The sequence below is a fragment of the Pseudomonas sp. GW821-FHT11G12 genome, from assembly GCF_058808055.1.
Genome location: NZ_JBXARH010000011.1, coordinates 101,499 through 120,497 on the forward strand (window position 1 = coordinate 101,499; position 18,999 = coordinate 120,497).

An 18,999-nucleotide genomic window follows, 5' to 3' on the forward strand; every position below is an offset into this window, starting at 1 on the left:
CCGGCACTCGCCGAACTCGCCTCCCGCGCCGTCAGGGCCTCAAGCCCCGGGTGTTGGAGAGCAAGCCATGGAACGTCTGTCCGTTGTCGTCGATGCGTTGCAGCCTGCGTGTGCCCCGACACGCTTCTCCAGTGAACAACTGGCCCAGGCCCGGGCGCGGGCCAGCACCTCCGGGGAACGGGTGCTCGACGCACTCAACGTCCTTTGCGAACTGGCGCCGATGCCGTTCATTGCCAGCCTCGGCGCCACCCTGCATTACCCGGTGCTCGACACCGACACCCTGTTTCTGGCGACCCCGGTGTTCGACCGGGTCACCCTCGCGCAATGCCTCAAACGTGAATTCATCCTGCTGCGGCACAACGATGAAGTCATCGGTGTGTTCGCTGACCCCTTCGACACTTCGCGCCTGGCCTGGATCGACGAATGCCTGCACGGCGCGCCGCTGTATCTGGTGCACGCCGACGACCTCAAGGCCTATCTGGCCCGCCACGAAGAAAGCTTCCACGCCGTCGAATCGCTCAACGCCCAGGCCGATGCCGGCAGCGAGGTCGACACCCTGCAAAGCCTGTCGCTGACCAGCATCAGCGAAGACTCGAGCGTGGTGGTGAAACTGGTCAACTCGACCCTCTACGACGCGCTGAAAATGCACGCCAGCGACATCCACCTCGGCACCACCGGCAACGGCCTGGTGATCAAGTACCGGATCGACGGCGTGCTCAACAACATCAGCAAGATCCAGGGCAGCGAGTTCGCCGAGCAGGTGATTTCCCGGGTCAAGGTCATGGCCGAACTGGACATCGGCGAAAAGCGCGTGCCTCAGGACGGACGCTTCAAGATCGGCATCAGCGGCCGGCAGATCGACTTTCGTGTCTCGATCATGCCGAGCATCTTCGGCGAAGACGCGGTGCTGCGGGTGCTCGACAAACAGGACCTGGCCGACAAGGTCTGCGGCGTGCAGCTGCAAGCACTGGGCTTCGAAGACGAAACCCTGCGCCAACTGCGCCGCCTCGCTGCCGAACCCTACGGCATGGTGCTGGTGACCGGCCCCACCGGCAGCGGCAAGACCACCACGCTGTACGCGATGATCACCGAGATCAACCACGGCGTGGACAAGATCATCACCATCGAAGACCCGGTGGAATATCAGTTGCCGGGCGTGCTGCAAATCCCGGTCAACGAGAAAAAAGGCCTGACCTTCGCCCGGGGCCTGCGCTCGATCCTGCGCCACGATCCGGACAAGATCATGGTCGGCGAGATCCGCGACCCGGACACCGCGCAGATCGCTGTGCAATCGGCGCTCACCGGGCACTTGGTGTTCACGACGATCCACGCCAACAACGTGTTTGACGTGATCGGCCGCTTCACCCAGATGGAAATCGACCCCTACAGCCTGGTCTCGGCGCTCAACGCGATTCTCGCGCAACGCCTGATCCGTCTGGTGTGCAGCAGTTGCAGCGCACCGGCCACCCCGAGCGATGAAGAACTGCGCGCTTCAGGCCTCGACCCGCACAAGGTCGGCCACTACCACTTCGTCCACGGCAAGGGCTGCGGCCATTGCCGGGGCAGCGGTTATCGCGGGCGCACGGCGATTGCCGAACTGCTGCACCTGGACGACGAGCTGCGGCAGATGATCGTCGAGCGCCAACCCATCACCCAGATCAAAGCCCTGGCCTGCGCCCGTGGTTTGCGCCTGTTGCGCGAATCGGCGCTGGAGCTGGTGGAGCACGGTCGGACCACGCTGGAGGAGATCAATCGTGTCACTTTTATCGCGTGATCAATTTGTCGCCGTGCTCGGTGCCAGCGGTGTCGGCCTCGGTCAGCGCCGGGGCAGCGACACCCTGTGGCTGGGCAGCGTCGGCTACATCGACGAAGGCTTCCACAGCTACACCGTGGCGCTGGACACCCTCGACCGTCTGCTCGGCGAACACGCTCGCGCAGGTTCCGAGCTGAGCGTGGTGATCTCCGGGCACTTCAGCCGTTTCTGCCTGGTACCGTGGAGCGAGCAGATCAGCACGCCCGAGGAACTGCGCGGCTTCGCCCAACTGTGTTTCGAAGACCTGTTCGGCGCCCCGACCCAACCCTGGAGCCTGGTGCTGTCGGCCGAGCCGGCCGGTCACGACCGGATCGCCAGCGCCTTGCCGCAGGATCTGCTGGAACGCCTGCGCACCCTGGTCAGCGGTCGCAACCTGCGTCTGCGTTCGGTGCAGCCGTACCTGATGAGCGCCTTCAACCGCTTCGACAAAAGCCTCGACGCCGGAGACTTCCTGTTTGTGGTCGCCGAGCCACAACGCAGCGTGCTGTTGCTGGCAAGGGAAGGACGCTGGGCATCGGTGCGCTCGGTGGGCGGCAGCGACAGTGACGCGGCATTGAGTGCCTTGATCGGTCGCGAACGGCAACTGCAAGCCTCCACCAGCGAACGCGCCTTCAACGTTTATCTGCACGCCCCGGCGCGCCTCGATGCGCAACCGGATGTGGCGGGGGTGCACTTGCGCACCCTCGAAGATGACTCGATGACCGTGCGTGACGCCTTGTACGTCATGTCCCGGGCGGTGGCCTGAGATGCGCGCCTTGAACCTCGACTTCCAGCCCCGTCCGCGTTCCGGCCCGTTGGGCTGGAGCCTGCTCGGTGGTGGCGTGATCCTCGCGCTGGTGTGCTTCGGCGTGCAGCAGCACCTCGGCGATCAGGCCGAACAGCAGCAAGGTCACTTGCAGCACACCCAGCGTCAGCTCACTGGGGACAGCGGTGCCAAGACCAGCCTGAGCCCGGCCGAGACCCGCGAGCAGGCGCAGAACCTTGCCGAAATGCGCAAGGTCTCGCAGCAACTGCGCCGCCCCTGGGAACGCCTGTTCGCCATGCTCGAAGCCATGCCGCGCGACGACATCGCGTTGCTGACCCTGACCCCGGATGCGCGCAAGGGGCAGGTGCGGATCAGCGCCGAGGCGCGGGATCTGCAAGCGATGCTGGATTTCCACAAACGGCTGGAGGCCAGTGACGAGCTGTCCGACGTGTCGCTGCTGAGCCATGAAATCGTCGTCAAATCGCCGGAGCAACCGGTGCAGTTCAACCTGTCGGCAACCTGGGAGATGGGCGATGCGAATCCCTAGACTGATCGTCCACGAATACCTGCAAGGCCTCGGCGTTCCGGGCCTGGCCGGGCTGGCGCTGCTGCTGGCGACGTTGATCTGGGCACTCGGCGGCTTGCTGCCGGGCTGGCAATCGCTGCAACAGCTCAGCCAGCAAACCCAGGAGGCCACCGAATACCTGGCCAAGGTCGAGGACGGCAGCATCGCGCCACCGGTGGTGCCGCAACGTCAGCTCGATGATTTCCGCAACAAGCTGCCGGCCCAGCCGCAAGCCACCGTCGCCATCGACCGTATCTACGCCTTGGCCGCGCAGGAGCACATCACTCTGGCGCGCGGCGAATACGCCCTTGGCGTCGATCCCAAGACCCATCTGGCGCGCTACCAGATCCTGTTGCCGGTGCGTGGCAGCTACCCGCAACTGCGCCGCTTCCTGCATGCCTTGCTCGGCCAGTTGCCGGCGGTGGTGGTGGAAGACGTCGAGTTTCAACGCAAGAAGATCGCCGACACCGACCTCTCCGGGCGGATCCGTATGACCCTTTACCTGTCGAGGTCGTGATGAACACCAAGCGCGTAACAGGGTGGGTGGCGTTCTTCGGTGTGGCGGCGGCACTGGCCTGGGTGCCCGAATATTTTTCGCCGAGCGACGACGCGGACGCCACTGATGTCGCCGTCTCGACTCCGGTCAAAGCCACCGCCCGTGGCGCCTTGCCGGCCAGCAGCGCCAAGGCTGGCGCAGTGCCGATCAAGGACCTGAGCCCGGCCGGCGACCTGTTTTCCGCCAAGTCCTGGAAGGCCGCGCCGACTCTGGCCACCGTCACCGAACAACCCGTGAACCTGACCCCGGTGGTGCAAGCCCCGAGCCTGCCACCGGTGCCGTTCCAGTTCGTCGGCCGCCTGCATGACCGCAGCGACCTGCAGGTGTTTTTGCAGGACGGCGAAAAAATCTACGTCGTGCGCAACGGGGATGTGATCGACGACACCTGGAAGATCACCGGCATTTCCGATCTGGAATTGAGCCTGGTCTACCTGCCTCTGCATTTGTCGCAGACCTTGTCTGTGGGGAGTACGCAATGAACAGATCCCGTTTGCTGATGAGCCTTGGCCTGTGCGCCGGGCTGGCTGCGTGCAGCACCGCGCAGGTTGCCAATAAGGAAGCCGCTGACCTGATCGAGCAGGGCCAGTACGAGGCGGGCCTGGCCCGGATCCAGGAAGGCTTGCGGGAAAACCCTCGCGACACCGAACTGCACCTGCTGCTCAACAGCGGCCGGGCCAAGGCGATCACCGCGTTGCTGACTTCCGGCGACACCGACCGTGCCCGCCGCGATTTCGCCAATGCACGCCTGGCCTACAGCCGCGTGCTGACCATCGAACCGAACAACCGCCGCGCCCAGGATGCCCTGCGCCAACTCGATTACCTGCGCAGCATGGACGAGAAGCTCGAACTGGCCCGTGGCGACCTGCGCCGGGGTGACATCTATGGCGCCGACCGCCAGGTCAAACAGATCCTCGAACTCGACCCGAAAAACGACGGTGCGCTGGAGCTGCAAGGCAACATCCGCCTGGTGCAGAGCCGCAACGTGATCCAGTACCCGCAACTGCGCACCCGGCTCGACCGCCCGGTGACCCTGGAATTTCGCGACGCCAACCTCAAGACCATTTTCGAAGTGCTGTCCCAGGTCGCCGGGCTGAATTTCATCTTCGACAAGGACCTGCGTCCTGACATGAAAGCCACGATCTTCGTGCGTGACGTGCGCATCGAAGACGCGGTGGCCTTGCTGCTGCAACAGAACCAGCTGCACCAGAAAGTGGTGAACGAAAACACCTTGCTGATCTACCCGGACTCGCCGCAGAAACTCAAGGACTATCAAGAGCTGGTGATGCGCACCTTCTACCTGACCAGCATCGACGCCAACACCGCGCTGAACATGATCAAGACCATGCTCAAGACCCGCGACGTGTTCGTCGATGAACGCCTGAACACCCTGACCATGCGCGACACCGAAGACGCGATCCGCATGGCCGAGAAACTCCTGCAATCCCAGGATCAGTCCAACCCCGAAGTGGTGCTGGAAGTGGAAGTGATGGAAGTCGCCACCCAGCGCATTCTCGATCTGGGCCTGCAATGGCCGAGTACCTTCGGCGTGCTCAACAGTGACGGTTCGCCCGTCACGCTGCTGGGCCAGCTCAAGGGCATCAACTCCGACCGCATCTCGATCGGGCCATCGCCGCAGGCCAAGATCAACGCACAGGACAACGACATCAACACCCTCGCCAGCCCGGTGATCCGCGTCAGCAACCGTGAGCAGGCGCGTATTCACATCGGTCAGCGCGTGCCGATCATCAGCGCCACCTCGGTGCCGTCCACGCAAGGGCCGGTGATCACCGAAAGCGTCACTTATCTGGATGTCGGTCTGAAGCTTGAAGTGACTCCAACGGTGCACCTGAACAACGAAGTGGCGATCAAGATCGCCCTGGAAGTGAGTAACGCCACGCCGCTGGAACCGACCCGCCAGGGCACGATCCCGGTGCAGGTCGATACCCGCAACGCCCAGACCTCACTGCGCCTGCACGACGGCGAAACGCAGATCCTTGCCGGGCTGGTGCGCAACGATCATGGCGCCACCGGCAACAAGATTCCTGGGCTTGGCGACATTCCTGGACTGGGCCGGTTGTTCGGCAGCAACAAGGACACCATCGGCAAATCGGAACTGGTGCTGTCGATCACCCCACGGATCGTGCGCAACCTGCCGTACCAGAGCCCATCGGACATGGAATTCCCGACCGGCACCGAAACCAGCATGCACATCCAGGCACCGGATCGCTCGCAGAATTTCGTGATGCCAACGCCTGCCGCGCAGCCTCGGGCCATCGGTGATGCCGCCGTGGCAACCACCCGTGTCACCGTCGAGAAGCCTTGATCATGAACGCCTCCCAGCGCGGTTTTACCTTGATCGAAGTCGTGGTGACGCTGGCCCTGATCGGCCTGCTGGCCGGCATGGCTGCGCCGCTGACCGAGACCCTGGTACGGCGTGGCAAAGAGCAGGAACTGCGCACCGCGCTGTATCAGATCCGCGATGGCATCGACGCCTACAAGCGTGCCTTCGATGCCGGCTACATCGAGAAGTCGCTGAACAGCAGCGGCTACCCGCCGAACCTCAAGGTGCTGGTCGAAGGCGTGCGCGACGTGCGCAGTGCCAAGGGTGCCAAGTTCTACTTTCTGCGCCGGATACCCCGCGATCCGCTGGTGCCGGCCAAACGTGACGACAACGGCGGTTGGGGCTTGCGGGCCTACGACAGTTCGGCCCAGAACCCGCGCGATGGCGAAGACGTGTTCGACGTCTACTCCCACGCCAAGGGCCGTGGCCTCAACGGCATCGCTTACCGCGAGTGGTGATTCTCATGCGCCGGGAAAAGGGTTTTACCTTGCTCGAACTGATGGTGGTGATGGCGATCATCGCGACCCTGATGACCATCGCCTTGCCGCGCTATTTCAACAGCCTCGAGGCCTCGAAAGAGACCACGTTGCACCAGAGCCTGTCGGCCATGCGCGAGGCGCTGGATCACTACTACGGCGACACCGGGCGTTATCCCGATTCCATCGAGCAACTGGTCGAACAGCGTTACCTGCGCAATGCGCCACTGGACCCGATCACCGAACGCAATGACCAGTGGGTGCTCGTTGCACCGCCGGAAGGTGTGGCGGGCGGCGTGGCGGATATCAAGAGCGGTGCTACCGGGAGGGCGCGTGATGGCAGCCAGTATTCCGAGTGGTAAGCGCGCGGAGCAGGGTGGGTTCACCTACCTGGGCGTGCTGTTCCTGATCGTGATCATGGGCATGGGCCTGGCCAGTGCCGGCGAGTTGTGGTCGACCGTGTCGCGCCGTGATCGCGAGAAGCAACTGCTGTGGGTCGGCACCCAGTACGCCCAGGCGCTGCGCAGCTACTACCGCAGTTCACCGGGGCTGGCGCAGTACCCGAAAGACCTGGCCGACCTGCTGCAGGACGAACGTTTTCCTGAGCCACGCCATCACCTGCGCCAGCTCTACCCGGACCCGATCGGCGGCGGCGAATGGGCGCTGCAACGGGGCTTCGACGGGCGCATCACCGGGATCAACAGTCCGTCTACCGAGGTGCCGTTGAAACAGGCGGACTTCCCGTCGCAGTGGTCGGATTTTGAAGGCATGCAGCGTTATTCGGACTGGCAGTTCGTGGCCGAGAAAGCCTTTCTCGATGGCACCGGCCCTGGCAACGGATCCCCGGTCAAAGGCCAGTCGGCCCTGCCGCAGGCATTGCAGCCATGAGCCGTCCGTGGTGGTGCGCGTTGATCCTCGCTGCTGTGGCGTGCTGCGCCAGCGCCGCCGAGGAAGACGAAATGATGGGCTTCATCGTCGACGACACGATCTCGCACATCGGCCACGACTTTTACTACTCGTTCAGCGAACGCCTGCGCGACACCAGCCCGATGGATTTCAACCTGGTGGTGCGCGAGCGCCCCGACGCGCGCTGGGGGAGCCTTGTGACCGTGGAATATCAGCAACGCCTGGTGTATCGGCGCTTCCTGCCGCCGAACACCGTAGAACTGAAGGACGAGGCCTACGAGGCCGCCGACTCGGTTCGACTGGAGGTCGTCCGGCGCAAGCTGGAAGCCTTGTTGCAGGACACCACCGACCTTGAGAAGGACGAACTATGAACACGACAACGTTCTCACGGCGCCGCGGATTCTGGATCTCGGGGTTGTTGATCGGGCTTGCCAGCGCCGCCGCCGTCCAGGCCACCGAGCTGGTCTACACACCGGTCAACCCGTCGTTCGGCGGCAACCCGCTCAACGGCACCTGGCTGCTCAACAACGCCCAGGCGCAAAACGATTACGACGATCCGGACCTCAAGAAACGTACGACGGTGGCCGGCACTTCGGCGCTCGAACGTTTCACCAGTCAATTGCAGTCACGGTTGCTGGGGCAACTGCTGGACAACATCTCCACCGGCAACACGGGGAGCCTGTCCACCGACGCTTTTATCGTCAACGTCGTCGATGACTCGGGGGCACTCACGATTGAAGTGACCGACCGAGCGAGCGGCGAGGTTTCTGAAATTCAGGTGAACGGCCTCAACCCATGACGGGATGACGGTTCCGGGGAGTGATGGACATGAAAAAAATAATAGCGCTAGGGCTGATGTTGGCGGCATTACAAGGGTGTGGTCTGCGTGAGCCGATGTCGGCCGAGCAGGACACCGACACTCCGACCCTGACCCCCAGGGCCTCGACCTACTACGACTTGCTGAAAATGCCTCGACCCAAGGGTCGCTTGATGGCGGTGGTGTACGGCTTCCGTGACCAGACCGGACAGTACAAACCGACCCCGGCCAGTTCGTTTTCCACCAGCGTCACCCAGGGCGCGGCGTCGATGTTGATGGATGCCTTGCAGGCCAGTGGCTGGTTTGTGGTGCTTGAGCGTGAAGGGCTGCAGAACCTGCTGACCGAACGCAAGATCATTCGTGCGTCGCAGAAAAAGCCGAATACGCCGGTGAACATCCAGGCTGAGCTGCCGCCGTTGCAGGCGGCGAACATGATGCTTGAGGGCGGGATCATCGCTTACGACACCAATGTGCGCAGTGGCGGGGAAGGGGCGCGGTATCTGGGGATTGATCTGTCCCGTGAGTACCGGGTGGATCAGGTGACTGTGAATTTGCGCGCGGTGGATGTGCGCAGCGGGCAGGTGTTGGCGAATGTGATGACCAGCAAGACGATTTATTCGGTGGCACGCAGTGCCGGGGTGTTCAAGTTTATCGAGTTCAAGAAGTTGCTTGAGGCTGAGGCGGGGTATACGACCAATGAGCCGGCTCAGTTGTGTGTGTTGTCGGCGATTGAGGCGGCGGTGGGGCATTTGCTGGCGCAGGGGATTGAGCGGCGGTTGTGGCAGGTCGCTGGGGATAATTCTTCGCCTGCGGGGGATGAGACTTTGAATCGGTATTTGACTCAGAACAAGGTGGATCCTGAGTCGGAGTGAACGTGGCGGCCTTTGGGCCGACCAGGTTCTCTGGGTGGTTTGGGTGAATATCCGTTTTTTTGGGTGTTGCCGCTGGCGGTTTCGCCCTTACGGCGAGTCCCTTTTGCAAACGCCCAAAAGGAACCAAAACGCTGGGCCCCGGCGTTCGGCCCCTCGCTGAGGCTCGGGGTTCCTTCGCTCCGGGATTCATCCGGGGGCATCGCCTCCGGTTTGCTTCGCTGCACCTCCTCTCGATGTGTTCGACTTCGTCGAACGGTCGCTGCGCTCCCACCCCCGGATAAATCCCTCCACTCAGCCTTCCGATGGGGCCGGCACGTCAAAAGCGGTACTCGAGCTAACGCTCTTTGTGTTGAGTGGTGAGAGGCGATAAGCAGAAAGCGGACTGCTTTTGCTTTGATCGTTCCCACGCTCCGCGTCCCATTCTCGAATGTTTAAAAGTTGTGTCTGTTTTAACGATCCTTCCCACAAGGTTTTCAGGTTGTCCGTCGGAAGCGCGGGCCCTAGCCTGTTTCGGTCGCTGCCAATTCAGCGATCGGGTCTGGAAACCCGGATATGTGAGAAAGCGAAATCGCTTTTCATAACGTATGCTTGCGCACCTTCATTGTGTGCACGCTGTTATGGCGGCTGTGCGCGGGAGACATTTATGTCTGCCGGGTCGCGTTCTCCCCGGATTTCCAGCCCGCGTACTGCTGCCACCCATTCTTCCTGGAAGTCGATTGAGCCGGCTGCAACCATCAATGAGGACGAAATGACCATGTTCAAACCAACACCCAACCCACCCGAAAACCAGGCCAGTCTCGAAACCGACCCAACCTCCCCATACACCTCCATCAACTCGAAAAAACTCCACGAAGCCGCCGAGCGCGCCTTGGACCATTACCTTTGCCCCGGCGCTCACATCATGGGCAGCGTCAACGAACCCGCCCCGATGTACCTCGCCAACCCGGCCTACAACACCGAATCCCTGCTCGCCAACGCCTGCGAGTCCCTGGGCTCCGCCAGCGAAATGCTCAACAACTTCGCCGCCACCCTCGACCCCGCCCACCGCAAGACCGCCCTGGGCATCGCGCAGATTGTCATGCTGGGTCAACTGGCAGTGAACCAGGCGCTAGATCACGTCGAGTTGAAAGTCTAATCAGCTCAGTATTCATAAATTGGCTGGCAATATTTTGCCTCCGAAGAAAAATCGCGCCTTCGAAGGAGGGCGCGATCTAAAGTCGGGCAGATTTTTTATTTATACAAGAAAACGCCCTGTTGGCATGGTTTCTCATTTCGAGCCTTTGTTTGTCCGAGTCGGGAGTGTTCAGACTTTGATGGGGCTCAATTCGGGGTTGCCTAATACGATAGCTTGATATTGCTCGGATCCGGGGGCGTAGCGCTGATCATATCGATTTTATCGTATGTAATAACTTCGTTTGCACCGCTTCTGTCTGTTGGCCTTTTAATTGATACGGAGTTTTGGTCTACCGAGACTATCTCTTCGTATCGATTAGTAAAACCTGTAGGGGAATCAAGCTTCCCTGCAAGGAATACCTTGTTCCCCACCCCAATGCCGTTCAGTTTTTTTTGTGCTGAAGTGCTATCCATGGTGTCGATTCCAATCTGGAGGATGAGGACATACGGTAAGTTTTTTAATGTTCAATGGAACCTGTCATAAATGACAGTGCATTAGAACTCTTCGGAATAAAGGGTTGCTGTTTGTTATGGTTTCATCACCTAAGGTGACTTCCCTTTGGCAAACGACGGGATGCCGGGTCCTTGCAAGGCTGCTCCCGGCATCGCGCAGATTGTCATATTGGGTGAGTTGGCAGTGAATCAGGCGCTGGATCACGTCGAGACTGAAAGTCTAAGCGTCCTTGCCACAGTTGATTCGGGCTACATAGAAAGAGCCGCGACCCCTTAAAAGGATCGCGGTTTTTTTAAGAGACAGACTTGGAGCTATTGATCAACTTCGTGTTTTGGACGTTTTGTTTCAAGCAGCGCATGTATCTCCGCCATCTCCTCTTCATGCGGAACACTTGGCCGTGGATCTTCAATTGAAGCTTGTATCTTGGCGCGGAACCAGAGGTCGTAGCGTGCCGCTACTGGGTTATTGGCAAACTCTGAAGTAGGTGGGTAGTAGTGAAAGTACAAGTTGCCTCCGATTAATCGCCTGATAGCCAAACCGTAAGGCACGATGCGCTTACCGCTGGCTGCGTTAATGGGTCCAAAGCCTAAACGTCACACGTCCGACGGCCAACCTTCAAAAGCAGTCAGACAATTCCGCGATTCTTTGCGAAATTCCCCAACTGTTTCACAACAAACTAAGCGCACAAAAAACCGCGATCCCCTTCTCCAAAGAACCGCGGTTTCTTAACACCCAACCCTTACTGCTGCAAAACCGTCGCCTGGTTAGCCGACCCAAACTGCTGAATCGTCGCGGTCTGCGTCATCCCGCTCTGATCCACGTTCGCAATGTTCCCGGTGCCGCCCTGGGTCACGTACGCCACGTTCATGGTGTCAGCCTGTTTCACGGTGATCATGTTGTCGCTGCCATACAGCTGCGCGGTGTAGGCCTGGTTGCCGGTGCCCGACTGATCAAACTCGGCACTGTTGCCCGAGCCATTCGAAGAACCCTGAATCAGGTTGGTCGTCCCGCGTTGGTCGGCGATGAGGATGTTGTCGCTGCCGTTCTGATCGAAGTACAGCTCGTTGTAGGAATCCGCCTGGCTGACCGTGGTCTTGTTGCCTGTGCCGGTCTGGTTGGTCGTCATGATGTGGCCGACGCCGTCCTGGGTGAAGCTGGCGATGTTGCCGTTACCCGCCTGATTGATCGTTGCACGCTGGTTGCTGCCGAACTGGCCGCCGTGTTGCGGGCCTTTCCAGTTGCTGGCGTAGACCTTGTTGTCGTTGCCCACGGAGGTGGCGTTGAGCGTGTGACCGTCGCCACTCTGGTAGGTGTAGTGCACGTTGCCGTTGCCGACTTGATAGAGCGACAGCGTCGAGTTGACCGACTCGAACTGGTCGGCGTAGATGGCGTTGGTGTTGCCGACCTGGGTGACGGCGGCGGTGTTGTTTTCGCCGAAGCTCTGGTCGACCACGGTTTCGTTGCTGTCGCCGTATTGGTTGACGGTGGCCTGGCTGGCCAGTTGCGTGTCTTGCCAGATTTCGCTGCCGTTGAGGTTGCCGAACTGGTTGATGGTGATGTTGCCGCCGGTGCCGTTGCGCTGATCGGCGTAGCCGTAGTTGTTTTCGCCGGCCTGGTTGATGCCGATCTGCCCGCCGTTGTGGGTGACCTGTTCGGCGGTGCCGTAGTTGGCGGTGCCGTATTGGGTGATCACCGAGCTGTTGCCGCTGCCTTCGTACAGTTGCTCGATGTTGGCTTCGTTGCTGTCGCCGAACTGGAAGGTCTTGCCTTCGCTGCCGTTCTGCGAGTCCTGGTAGACGAACGAAAAGTTGCCGGTACCTTGCTGCTGTTGCAGGGCCGTGTTGGGGGCGCCGAAGCCCAGCGACTGGCTGGCGTGGGTGGTGTTGAAGGCGCCGACCTGTTGTTGGGTGATGGTGCCATTGTCTTCGTAAAGTTGTTCGGCATAGGCGGCGTTGTAGTCGCCGACCGCGTCCTGGGTGATGACGCTGCTGGCGGTGTCTTGCACAGCGGCGGCGTCGTTGCCTTGGCCGAGTTGGGTCTGGGTGGCGCTGCTGAACGGGGCCTGGGTCTGCTTCACATTGGCGATGTTGGCAGTACCGACCTGGCTCTGAGTGGACAGGCTGTCGTCGGCCATGGCCTGGGCACTGATCATGACCAGGATGGCGGCGGTGAGGGGCGTCAGTTTGAACATGATGAACTCTCCGATGATTGCAGTGCTTAGCGATATTGCTTGACCGAAACGCTCATGCCGTTGCCCGACTGGGTCACGGCGCTTTGCAGCCCCGTGCCGGCCTGCTCGATGCTGGCGTCGTTGTTGTTGCCGTTTTGCGAAATCTGCGCGCGGTTGTGGCTGCCGTTTTGTGTGATGGACGCGGCGTTGCCGGAACCGTTTTGCGTGATCAACGCCATCAGGTCGCTGCCTTGCTGAAGGATGTACGCCTCTTGATTGCTGCCCGACTGCACGATCTTTCCAAGCAGCGACTGACCGTTCTGCGAGAGCAGCGCGAGGTTGGCCTGGCCGTTCTGGTCGATCAGGGCTTGCTGGCCCACCGGGGGCGGCAGTTCGCCGAGGTCGGCGGAGGGCGCCAGGTCGTCGTTTTCCATCAGGTCGTCGGCACGCACGCCCGCACTGCCGCACAGGGCGAGCAGGCAAAGCAGGGCGGCGGTCGGCGTGTTCATGGCGTTGTCCTGTGGTGTGTCGTGTTGCGCAAACCTGAAATCGTGGCTGAGACCGGCCCCACCCACTCCGCGCCAGGCGGTGTGGGGTGGGTGGGGCGTGGGCTCAGAGGGTGGTCACCGAGATGGTGCGTACGGTGCCCTGGGACGAACGGATGGTGGCGGTCGGGTTGGCCGATGGCACCACCGTCGTGTTGTTCAACGTCAGCCGCCAGCGTCCGGTGACCGGTACCGTCGTCGTGCCCAGGGTGACCAGCCCGGTCGGGGTGGTGACCTGCACGGTGATGGTGTTGCCGGTGGTCACCGACGAGGTGCCGGCGAAGTCCCAGTTGAAGCGGTTGCCGGAACGGGCCTGCACGGTCGAGGTGGTGATCGTGAAGGTTTCCGCTGCTGGCCGTGGCGACACTTGCACAGTGACCGTGGCCGGCGTCGACTGGGCGCCGAAGCTGTCCCGGGCGATGTAGGTGAAGGTCGTGGTGAAAGCGGTGGTCACGGTGGCCGGTGGGGTGTAGGTGATCACCGTGCCGTCAGTGCTGACGGTGCCGCGTCCTGCCGGCGGTTGGGTCAGGCTGGCGACGCCCAGCGGCGTGTTGCCTTCCGGATCGGTGTCGTTGGCCAGGACGTTGATCGGGATCGCCACACCCAATGTGGCGACACTGTCGGCGACGGCGGTCGGTGGCCGGTTCGGCGCGACGCTGAGGGTCACCGTGGCCGGGTTCACCGAGGCCAGGCCTTTGCTGTCCTGGGCCTTGTAGGTGAAGGTCGTGGTCAGCGGTGCGTTGACCACGGCTGGCGGGGTGTAAACCACCGAGGTGGTGCCGTTCAGGGCAACGGTGCCCTGGCCGGCCGCCGGTTGGGTCAGCGCGGTGATGGTCAGCGGTACGTTGCCGTCCGGGTCGTTGTCGTTGGTCAGCACGTTGAGGGTGATCGGCACGCCGAAGCTGGTGCTGCCGGTGTCGGCGCCGGACAGCGGTGCCTGGTTTTCACCGGTGTCCGGCGCGTTGCCGACGACTACGACCGGCTCGGTGTCGCTGCCGCCAGCGGCGGATTTGACCGTGACGGTGGCCGGCGGCTGGGTCAGTTCGGCGACGGTGATTTTTTGCAGGGTGCCGGTTTTCGACAGGCGTCCGTAACCTTGGGCAACCATGTCCGGCACGGCGACTTCATCAGTCGACGTGGCTTCGATCAGCAGGCTGTGGTTGGCCCAGCTGTAGCGGGCGGTCTGGATTTTCACCACGTCGGTGAGCTTGGCCGATACCGAAGTCGGGCGCGTTGTCCCGGCCGGGTTGGTTGCAGTCACGACGATCACCGATGGCAGGGTCCCGTTGCCCAGACGCTGGCCGAAGAACAGACCGTTGTTGTCACCCAACAGACTGGTCTGGCACGGCGTTTTCGGTGGACCGGGCAGCAGCGCCAGGGTTTCGCGGAAACACAGGGTCGAGCTGCTGTCAGCCTTGGCGAACACTTCGGTACGCACACCGGCCGACGTCCGGCGATAGGTGGCGCGATCGAGGGCGACGTGGGTCTGTTGACGGTTGTCGAGGACCTTGCCGGCGACGGTGAACAGGGTGGTCTGAATCGAGCCGGCGCCCGAGGGACCGTCGATCCGCACGAAGTTGGTGTTGAACGGGCTGCCGGTCACCGCTTCGGTGAGGTTCGGGTCACCGACGAAGGTTTCGATGCTGCCGGTGTCCGGATTCACTTCGGTGTACGGGCCGTTGATGCTGCGCAGGAACGGTCCGATGGCGCCGTTGAGCGCACCGCTGAAGTTGCCCGGAGCGCCGATGCCGACGTCCTTGGTGATGTTGATTGCCCGCCGGCCTGGCGTGGTGACGGTGACCGTTTCCACACCGTACGGGTGGGTGATGGTGTAAGTGCCAGCAACAGGCACGTTCACCCGGATGCGGATCCGCGCGAAGCTTTGCTGATCACCGTCCACCGGGTTTTCCGAGGCGAACGCTGCTTCGATCCCGGCGACATAGGCGTCCATACCAAAACCGGCGCCATTGTTGGGGATATTGGTTTCCGCCAGGAACCAGAACGCTTCCGGCGGCCAGTTGTCGGGGAACACCATCGGCAGCGTGTCGTCGAAAATCCCCGGTTCCGGCAGCAGGGTGCACATGTACGCCGGCGGGGTGGCGGCCGGCACTCGCGAACTGGCGGCGCGGGACTGGCAGAGCTCCATCGACAGCAGGTTGTTGTCCTGGTACCACATCGGGAATTTCCCGGTGGCAAAGGTGTAGGGGCCGGGATCGACGGCGGCCAGTTGCGCGAACGCACTGCCGGTCAGCGAGATTGTCAGCCCGAGCGCGTTGAGCGCGAAGCGTGGCCACTTGTTCATGATGCCTCCTGATGCGGATCTGGGCATGTGAGCGTTCATTGCACGATGACCACTTCTTCGGTATCGCTGCCGCCGTTGGACGACGTCACTCGCACCTTGGCCGGTGGGATCGGGGTGATCCCGGTGGTCAGGGTTTTCACTGCGCCGTCACCGCCCAGCGCACCGATGGCGGCGCCGCTGCCGGAGGTGGCGGTGAGCACTGGCGGCGAGGTTTCGTCACTGGTCGAGGCCACCAACGTCAGTTGTCCGGAGCTCAGGCTGTACTCGGCGCGCTGGATCACCACCAGGTCGGTCAGGGTCATGGGCAGGGTGGTCGGCGAGCTGGTCGCGATGGCCAGGTGGTTGTCGGCGGTCACTTGCAGCGTGGTCGGCAAGGTCGGGTTGACCTGCGATTGCGCGTACCAGCTGCCGGTGCTGTCGGCCTCTTTGAGGTTGAGCACCGGCGTGCTGCTGGTGACGGCGACGGTGGCCGGAGCAGGCGGGGCTTTGACGAATACGTCTTGTTGGGCGACCGGGGCGCTGTCGCCGGGTTTGCGCGAGTAGGTGCTGCGTTCGGTGATCAGCGGTGTTGGCCGAACCACCGTCGACAACTTGCCGGAGACGGCAAACACCGTGGTGCGCAGATCGATGCCGCCGGGGCCTTCAATGCGGATGAAGTTGGTGTTGAAAGGACTTCCGGTCACCGCTTCTTCAAGGTTCGGATCGCCGATGAATTGTTCGGCACCGCCCGCCGGATTGGTCTCGGTATACGGACCGTTGACGCTGCGCAGGAACGGCCCGACGTCACCCTTGAGCGCGCCGTCGTAGGTTTTCGGACTGCCGATGCCGATGTCGCGGGTCATGTTGATCGCGCGGCGACCGGGGGTGTCGACGGTGAACACTTCGACGCCGTACGGGTGAGTGATCACGTAGGTCCCGGCGGTGGGTACATCGACCCGGATGCGGATGCGGGCGAAGCTGATCTGGTCGCCTTCCACCGGATCACCGCCGCTGAACGCCGCTTCGATGGCCGAGCCGTAGGACAGGTTGATGCCCCGGGCCGCATCGACCACGGTGCCGTCGGCGGTGAACCAGAACGCTTCGTCGGGAAAGTTGCTCGGGAAGACGATCGGCTGGGCGTCGTCGAACACACCGGGGGTCGGAATCAGCGAGCACATGTACGAAGGGGCGCCGGGCGTGCTTGGCACGCGTGAGCTGAGCGCTTTGGACAGGCACAGGTCCAGCGTACGACCGTGGGTGTCCTGATACCAACTGGCAAATCCGCCGGTCGCCGGGGCATAGGGTCCGGGATCGACGGCGAACAGAGCGGCCTGGGCAATGCCCTGGGCCAAGGCGCTCACGACCAGGACGGTCGCGGTTTTGGACAGTAAAGGGTGCATGAGTTAATCCCTCTATCGAAGTGCCTGCCCCTTGGGGGTGGGTCAGTTGCAGAGGGGCTTTACAACTTCCATACCAACGGCCGTGCAACGGGCGGCAAAGGCCCGTGGCGTAAGGGTTGGCAAGTGAGGGTGGGGATTTTTTGCAGCGCGGGCATCGGGCGACAGTCCCCAGGATTGGGGATTGTGGGGCTCAGTCGGCAGAGCGGATTTACAGATCGATGATCGTGGGGCCGTTCACCCCCCGCATCCGGGCAATCACCCAACGGTGGGCTATAACCCTATAGGGACGTATCGGGAAGTCGCCGCCATGAACATGCAGTCAAAATCGCTACCGGTCGAGGAGAGCAGCCTGCGGCTGGGCTCGCGCAAGCAGCCGTTCAATCTGCTGCGCTGGTTTTCATTGATCAGCATGGCGGTGATCGGCACGGTGGCCGTGGCGCTCGGGACGGTGTCGACGCGATTCGTGATCGAAGAAAGCGTGCAGCGCGATGCCTTGCTGACCGCGCAGTTCATTCAGGCCATCGCGTCGGCGGAAGTGCGTCACGTCTCGATCCCCAATATCCGCACCATGGGCGAGTTGCTCGACCCGCGCCAGGACAACGATTTTCCCGACGTGGACCCAGCGGCCCGGGCCAATGCCCGAGGCGAGTTTCTCGATCACATTGCCCACTTGCCGGACGTGATTCTCGCCAACATTTATGCGCCGGATCGTCTGGTGATCTGGTCGACCAACCCGGCGCTGACCGGTACGCGGATTCACGCCGATGAAGACCTCGACCGGGCGTTCAATGAAAAGATTCCGGTCTCGGCCAGTTACCACGACGTCGACAAGGGTCGTGAAGAGCAGAAGTTCGTGGTGCCGCCGGAATACATCTTCATCGAGAACTACATTCCTTTGTTCGACGCCGATGGCAAGAACGTCACGGCGATGGTCGAGATCTACAAGGAGCCCAAAGACCTGATCGCCCGCATGGAGCGCGGTCTGACCCTGATCTGGCTGGCCACGGCGCTGGGCGGCGGGCTGATTTATCTGGGGCTGTACTGGATCGTGCGTCGGGCGGCGATCCTGTTGGCGGTCCAACAAAAGCAACTGATCGCCAACGAAACCTTCGTTGCGCTGGGCGAGATGTCCTCGGCGGTGGCGCACAGTTTGCGCAACCCTTTGGCGACCATCCGCTCCAGCGCCGAACTGGCCCTGGAATTCGACGCGGGGCCGGCGCAGAAGAACATCAAGGACATCATTGGCCAGGTCGATCGCATGTCGAAGTGGGTGCGCGAACTGCTGCAGTCGCTGCGACCGCTCAACGACGAACCGGAACCGGTGAACCTGGTGGCGGCGCTGCACGAGAGTCTGGTCGCGTTCGAGCAGCAGATCGCCAAAAACGCGGTAAACGTGGTGTTTCATCCGCAACAAACGCCGATGGTGCTGAGCCAACCGGTGCAACTCACGCAAATCCTCAACAGCCTGTTGGCCAACGCACTGGAGGCGATGGACAAGGGCGGCACGCTGACCATTACGCTTGAGCCAACGGACAGCCGAGGTGTCAGCGTCATGCTCAGTGACACCGGCAAAGGCATGAACGAAGAACAGCGCAGCATGGCGTTCCGGCCGTTTTTCACCACCAAGCAGGGTGGGCTCGGTGTGGGGCTGGTGCTGGTCAAACGGATCATGGAGCGCTTCGGCGGTGGTGTGACCCTGGACAGTCGTGAAGGCGAGGGCACCACCGTTCGTCTGGCGTTTCAGCTCATCCAGTAAATTGGGGTGAACTTCCCCCCAGGAGCGGGTGTCAGGCCCCGGTCACCGGGGAGTGGGGAATGCAACAGCGTCTGTAACGGCTTGTTTCAACGGGGATTAATACTTTGGCGAGGTAATTGCAAAACACCA

General features: G+C 62.0%; 19 protein-coding genes. 14 read left to right on the top strand and 5 right to left on the bottom strand.

Annotation, left to right across the window (positions count from 1 at the left end):
* Nucleotides 1–67 precede the first annotated feature (67 nt).
* From AC1RR7_RS26675 to AC1RR7_RS26735, 13 genes are all read left to right on the top strand, one after another.
* Nucleotides 68–1,774, top strand: a complete 1,707-nt coding sequence (locus AC1RR7_RS26675; RefSeq protein WP_493158760.1) for a GspE/PulE family protein — start codon at nucleotides 68–70, stop codon at nucleotides 1,772–1,774.
* A complete protein-coding gene (locus AC1RR7_RS26680; protein ID WP_493158761.1) occupies nucleotides 1,755–2,558 on the top strand; it encodes a hypothetical protein in 804 nt (267 codons plus the stop codon). The genes AC1RR7_RS26675 and AC1RR7_RS26680 overlap by 20 nt, the downstream gene beginning before the upstream one ends.
* Nucleotide 2,559: 1 nt before the next feature.
* Nucleotides 2,560–3,105, top strand: a complete 546-nt coding sequence (locus tag AC1RR7_RS26685) for a PilN domain-containing protein (protein WP_102622380.1) — start codon at nucleotides 2,560–2,562, stop codon at nucleotides 3,103–3,105.
* Nucleotides 3,092–3,640 carry a GspMb/PilO family protein gene (locus AC1RR7_RS26690; RefSeq protein ID WP_493158762.1) on the top strand — a complete coding sequence of 183 codons (549 nt, stop codon included), beginning with the start codon at nucleotides 3,092–3,094 and terminating at the stop codon, nucleotides 3,638–3,640. The genes AC1RR7_RS26685 and AC1RR7_RS26690 overlap by 14 nt, the downstream gene beginning before the upstream one ends.
* The gene (locus tag AC1RR7_RS26695; RefSeq protein ID WP_493158763.1) at nucleotides 3,640–4,158 is read left to right on the top strand and encodes a hypothetical protein; all 519 of its coding nucleotides are present in this window, start codon (nucleotides 3,640–3,642) and stop codon (nucleotides 4,156–4,158) included. Before AC1RR7_RS26690 ends, AC1RR7_RS26695 begins: the two co-directional genes overlap by 1 nt.
* On the top strand, nucleotides 4,155–6,002 hold the full coding sequence (locus AC1RR7_RS26700) for a secretin GspD/PilQ domain-containing protein (protein WP_192560349.1): 1,848 nt from the start codon (nucleotides 4,155–4,157) through the stop codon (nucleotides 6,000–6,002). The genes AC1RR7_RS26695 and AC1RR7_RS26700 overlap by 4 nt, the downstream gene beginning before the upstream one ends.
* A 2-nt stretch (nucleotides 6,003–6,004) precedes the next feature.
* Nucleotides 6,005–6,478 carry a type II secretion system protein gene (locus AC1RR7_RS26705; RefSeq protein ID WP_085733232.1) on the top strand — a complete coding sequence of 158 codons (474 nt, stop codon included), beginning with the start codon at nucleotides 6,005–6,007 and terminating at the stop codon, nucleotides 6,476–6,478.
* 5 nt (nucleotides 6,479–6,483) lie between these two features.
* A complete protein-coding gene (locus AC1RR7_RS26710; protein WP_096821322.1) occupies nucleotides 6,484–6,858 on the top strand; it encodes a type II secretion system protein in 375 nt (124 codons plus the stop codon).
* Nucleotides 6,833–7,384 (top strand): type II secretion system protein, encoded by a 552-nt coding sequence (locus tag AC1RR7_RS26715; RefSeq protein ID WP_096821323.1) that lies wholly within the window; start codon nucleotides 6,833–6,835, stop codon nucleotides 7,382–7,384. Before AC1RR7_RS26710 ends, AC1RR7_RS26715 begins: the two co-directional genes overlap by 26 nt.
* Nucleotides 7,381–7,773 carry a curli production assembly/transport protein CsgE gene (gene csgE / locus AC1RR7_RS26720; protein WP_096821324.1) on the top strand — a complete coding sequence of 131 codons (393 nt, stop codon included), beginning with the start codon at nucleotides 7,381–7,383 and terminating at the stop codon, nucleotides 7,771–7,773. The genes AC1RR7_RS26715 and csgE overlap by 4 nt, the downstream gene beginning before the upstream one ends.
* A complete protein-coding gene (locus AC1RR7_RS26725) occupies nucleotides 7,770–8,201 on the top strand; it encodes a curli assembly protein CsgF (RefSeq protein WP_102622383.1) in 432 nt (143 codons plus the stop codon). The genes csgE and AC1RR7_RS26725 overlap by 4 nt, the downstream gene beginning before the upstream one ends.
* 29 nt (nucleotides 8,202–8,230) lie before the next feature.
* Nucleotides 8,231–9,091, top strand: coding sequence for a CsgG/HfaB family protein (locus AC1RR7_RS26730; RefSeq protein ID WP_096821326.1), 861 nt, complete (start codon nucleotides 8,231–8,233; stop codon nucleotides 9,089–9,091).
* Between the two features lie 754 nt (nucleotides 9,092–9,845).
* Nucleotides 9,846–10,226, top strand: coding sequence for a DUF6124 family protein (locus tag AC1RR7_RS26735; RefSeq protein ID WP_273537137.1), 381 nt, complete (start codon nucleotides 9,846–9,848; stop codon nucleotides 10,224–10,226).
* An 803-nt stretch (nucleotides 10,227–11,029) separates the two neighbouring features.
* Here AC1RR7_RS26735 and relB read toward each other — a convergent pair.
* The 5 genes from relB to AC1RR7_RS26760 form a co-directional block, all read right to left on the bottom strand.
* Nucleotides 11,030–11,224: a type II toxin-antitoxin system RelB family antitoxin gene (gene relB, locus AC1RR7_RS26740; RefSeq protein ID WP_493158764.1), complete on the bottom strand. Its 195-nt coding sequence runs from the start codon at nucleotides 11,222–11,224 to the stop codon at nucleotides 11,030–11,032.
* A gap of 233 nt (nucleotides 11,225–11,457) precedes the next feature.
* The gene (locus AC1RR7_RS26745) at nucleotides 11,458–12,909 is read right to left on the bottom strand and encodes a curlin (RefSeq protein WP_493158765.1); all 1,452 of its coding nucleotides are present in this window, start codon (nucleotides 12,907–12,909) and stop codon (nucleotides 11,458–11,460) included.
* 26 nt (nucleotides 12,910–12,935) lie between these two features.
* A complete protein-coding gene (locus tag AC1RR7_RS26750; RefSeq protein WP_096821330.1) occupies nucleotides 12,936–13,397 on the bottom strand; it encodes a curlin in 462 nt (153 codons plus the stop codon).
* Between the two features lie 103 nt (nucleotides 13,398–13,500).
* Nucleotides 13,501–15,735 (bottom strand): Ig-like domain-containing protein, encoded by a 2,235-nt coding sequence (locus AC1RR7_RS26755; RefSeq protein ID WP_493158766.1) that lies wholly within the window; start codon nucleotides 15,733–15,735, stop codon nucleotides 13,501–13,503.
* Between the two features lie 35 nt (nucleotides 15,736–15,770).
* Nucleotides 15,771–17,114, bottom strand: a complete 1,344-nt coding sequence (locus AC1RR7_RS26760; RefSeq protein WP_102622388.1) for a hypothetical protein — start codon at nucleotides 17,112–17,114, stop codon at nucleotides 15,771–15,773.
* 307 nt (nucleotides 17,115–17,421) lie between these two features.
* On the opposite strand from AC1RR7_RS26760, the gene AC1RR7_RS26765 reads away from it, so the two are divergent.
* Complete coding sequence (locus AC1RR7_RS26765) at nucleotides 17,422–18,870, top strand: sensor histidine kinase (RefSeq protein ID WP_096821333.1); 1,449 nt, start codon at nucleotides 17,422–17,424, stop codon at nucleotides 18,868–18,870.
* Nucleotides 18,871–18,999: the final 129 nt, after the last annotated feature.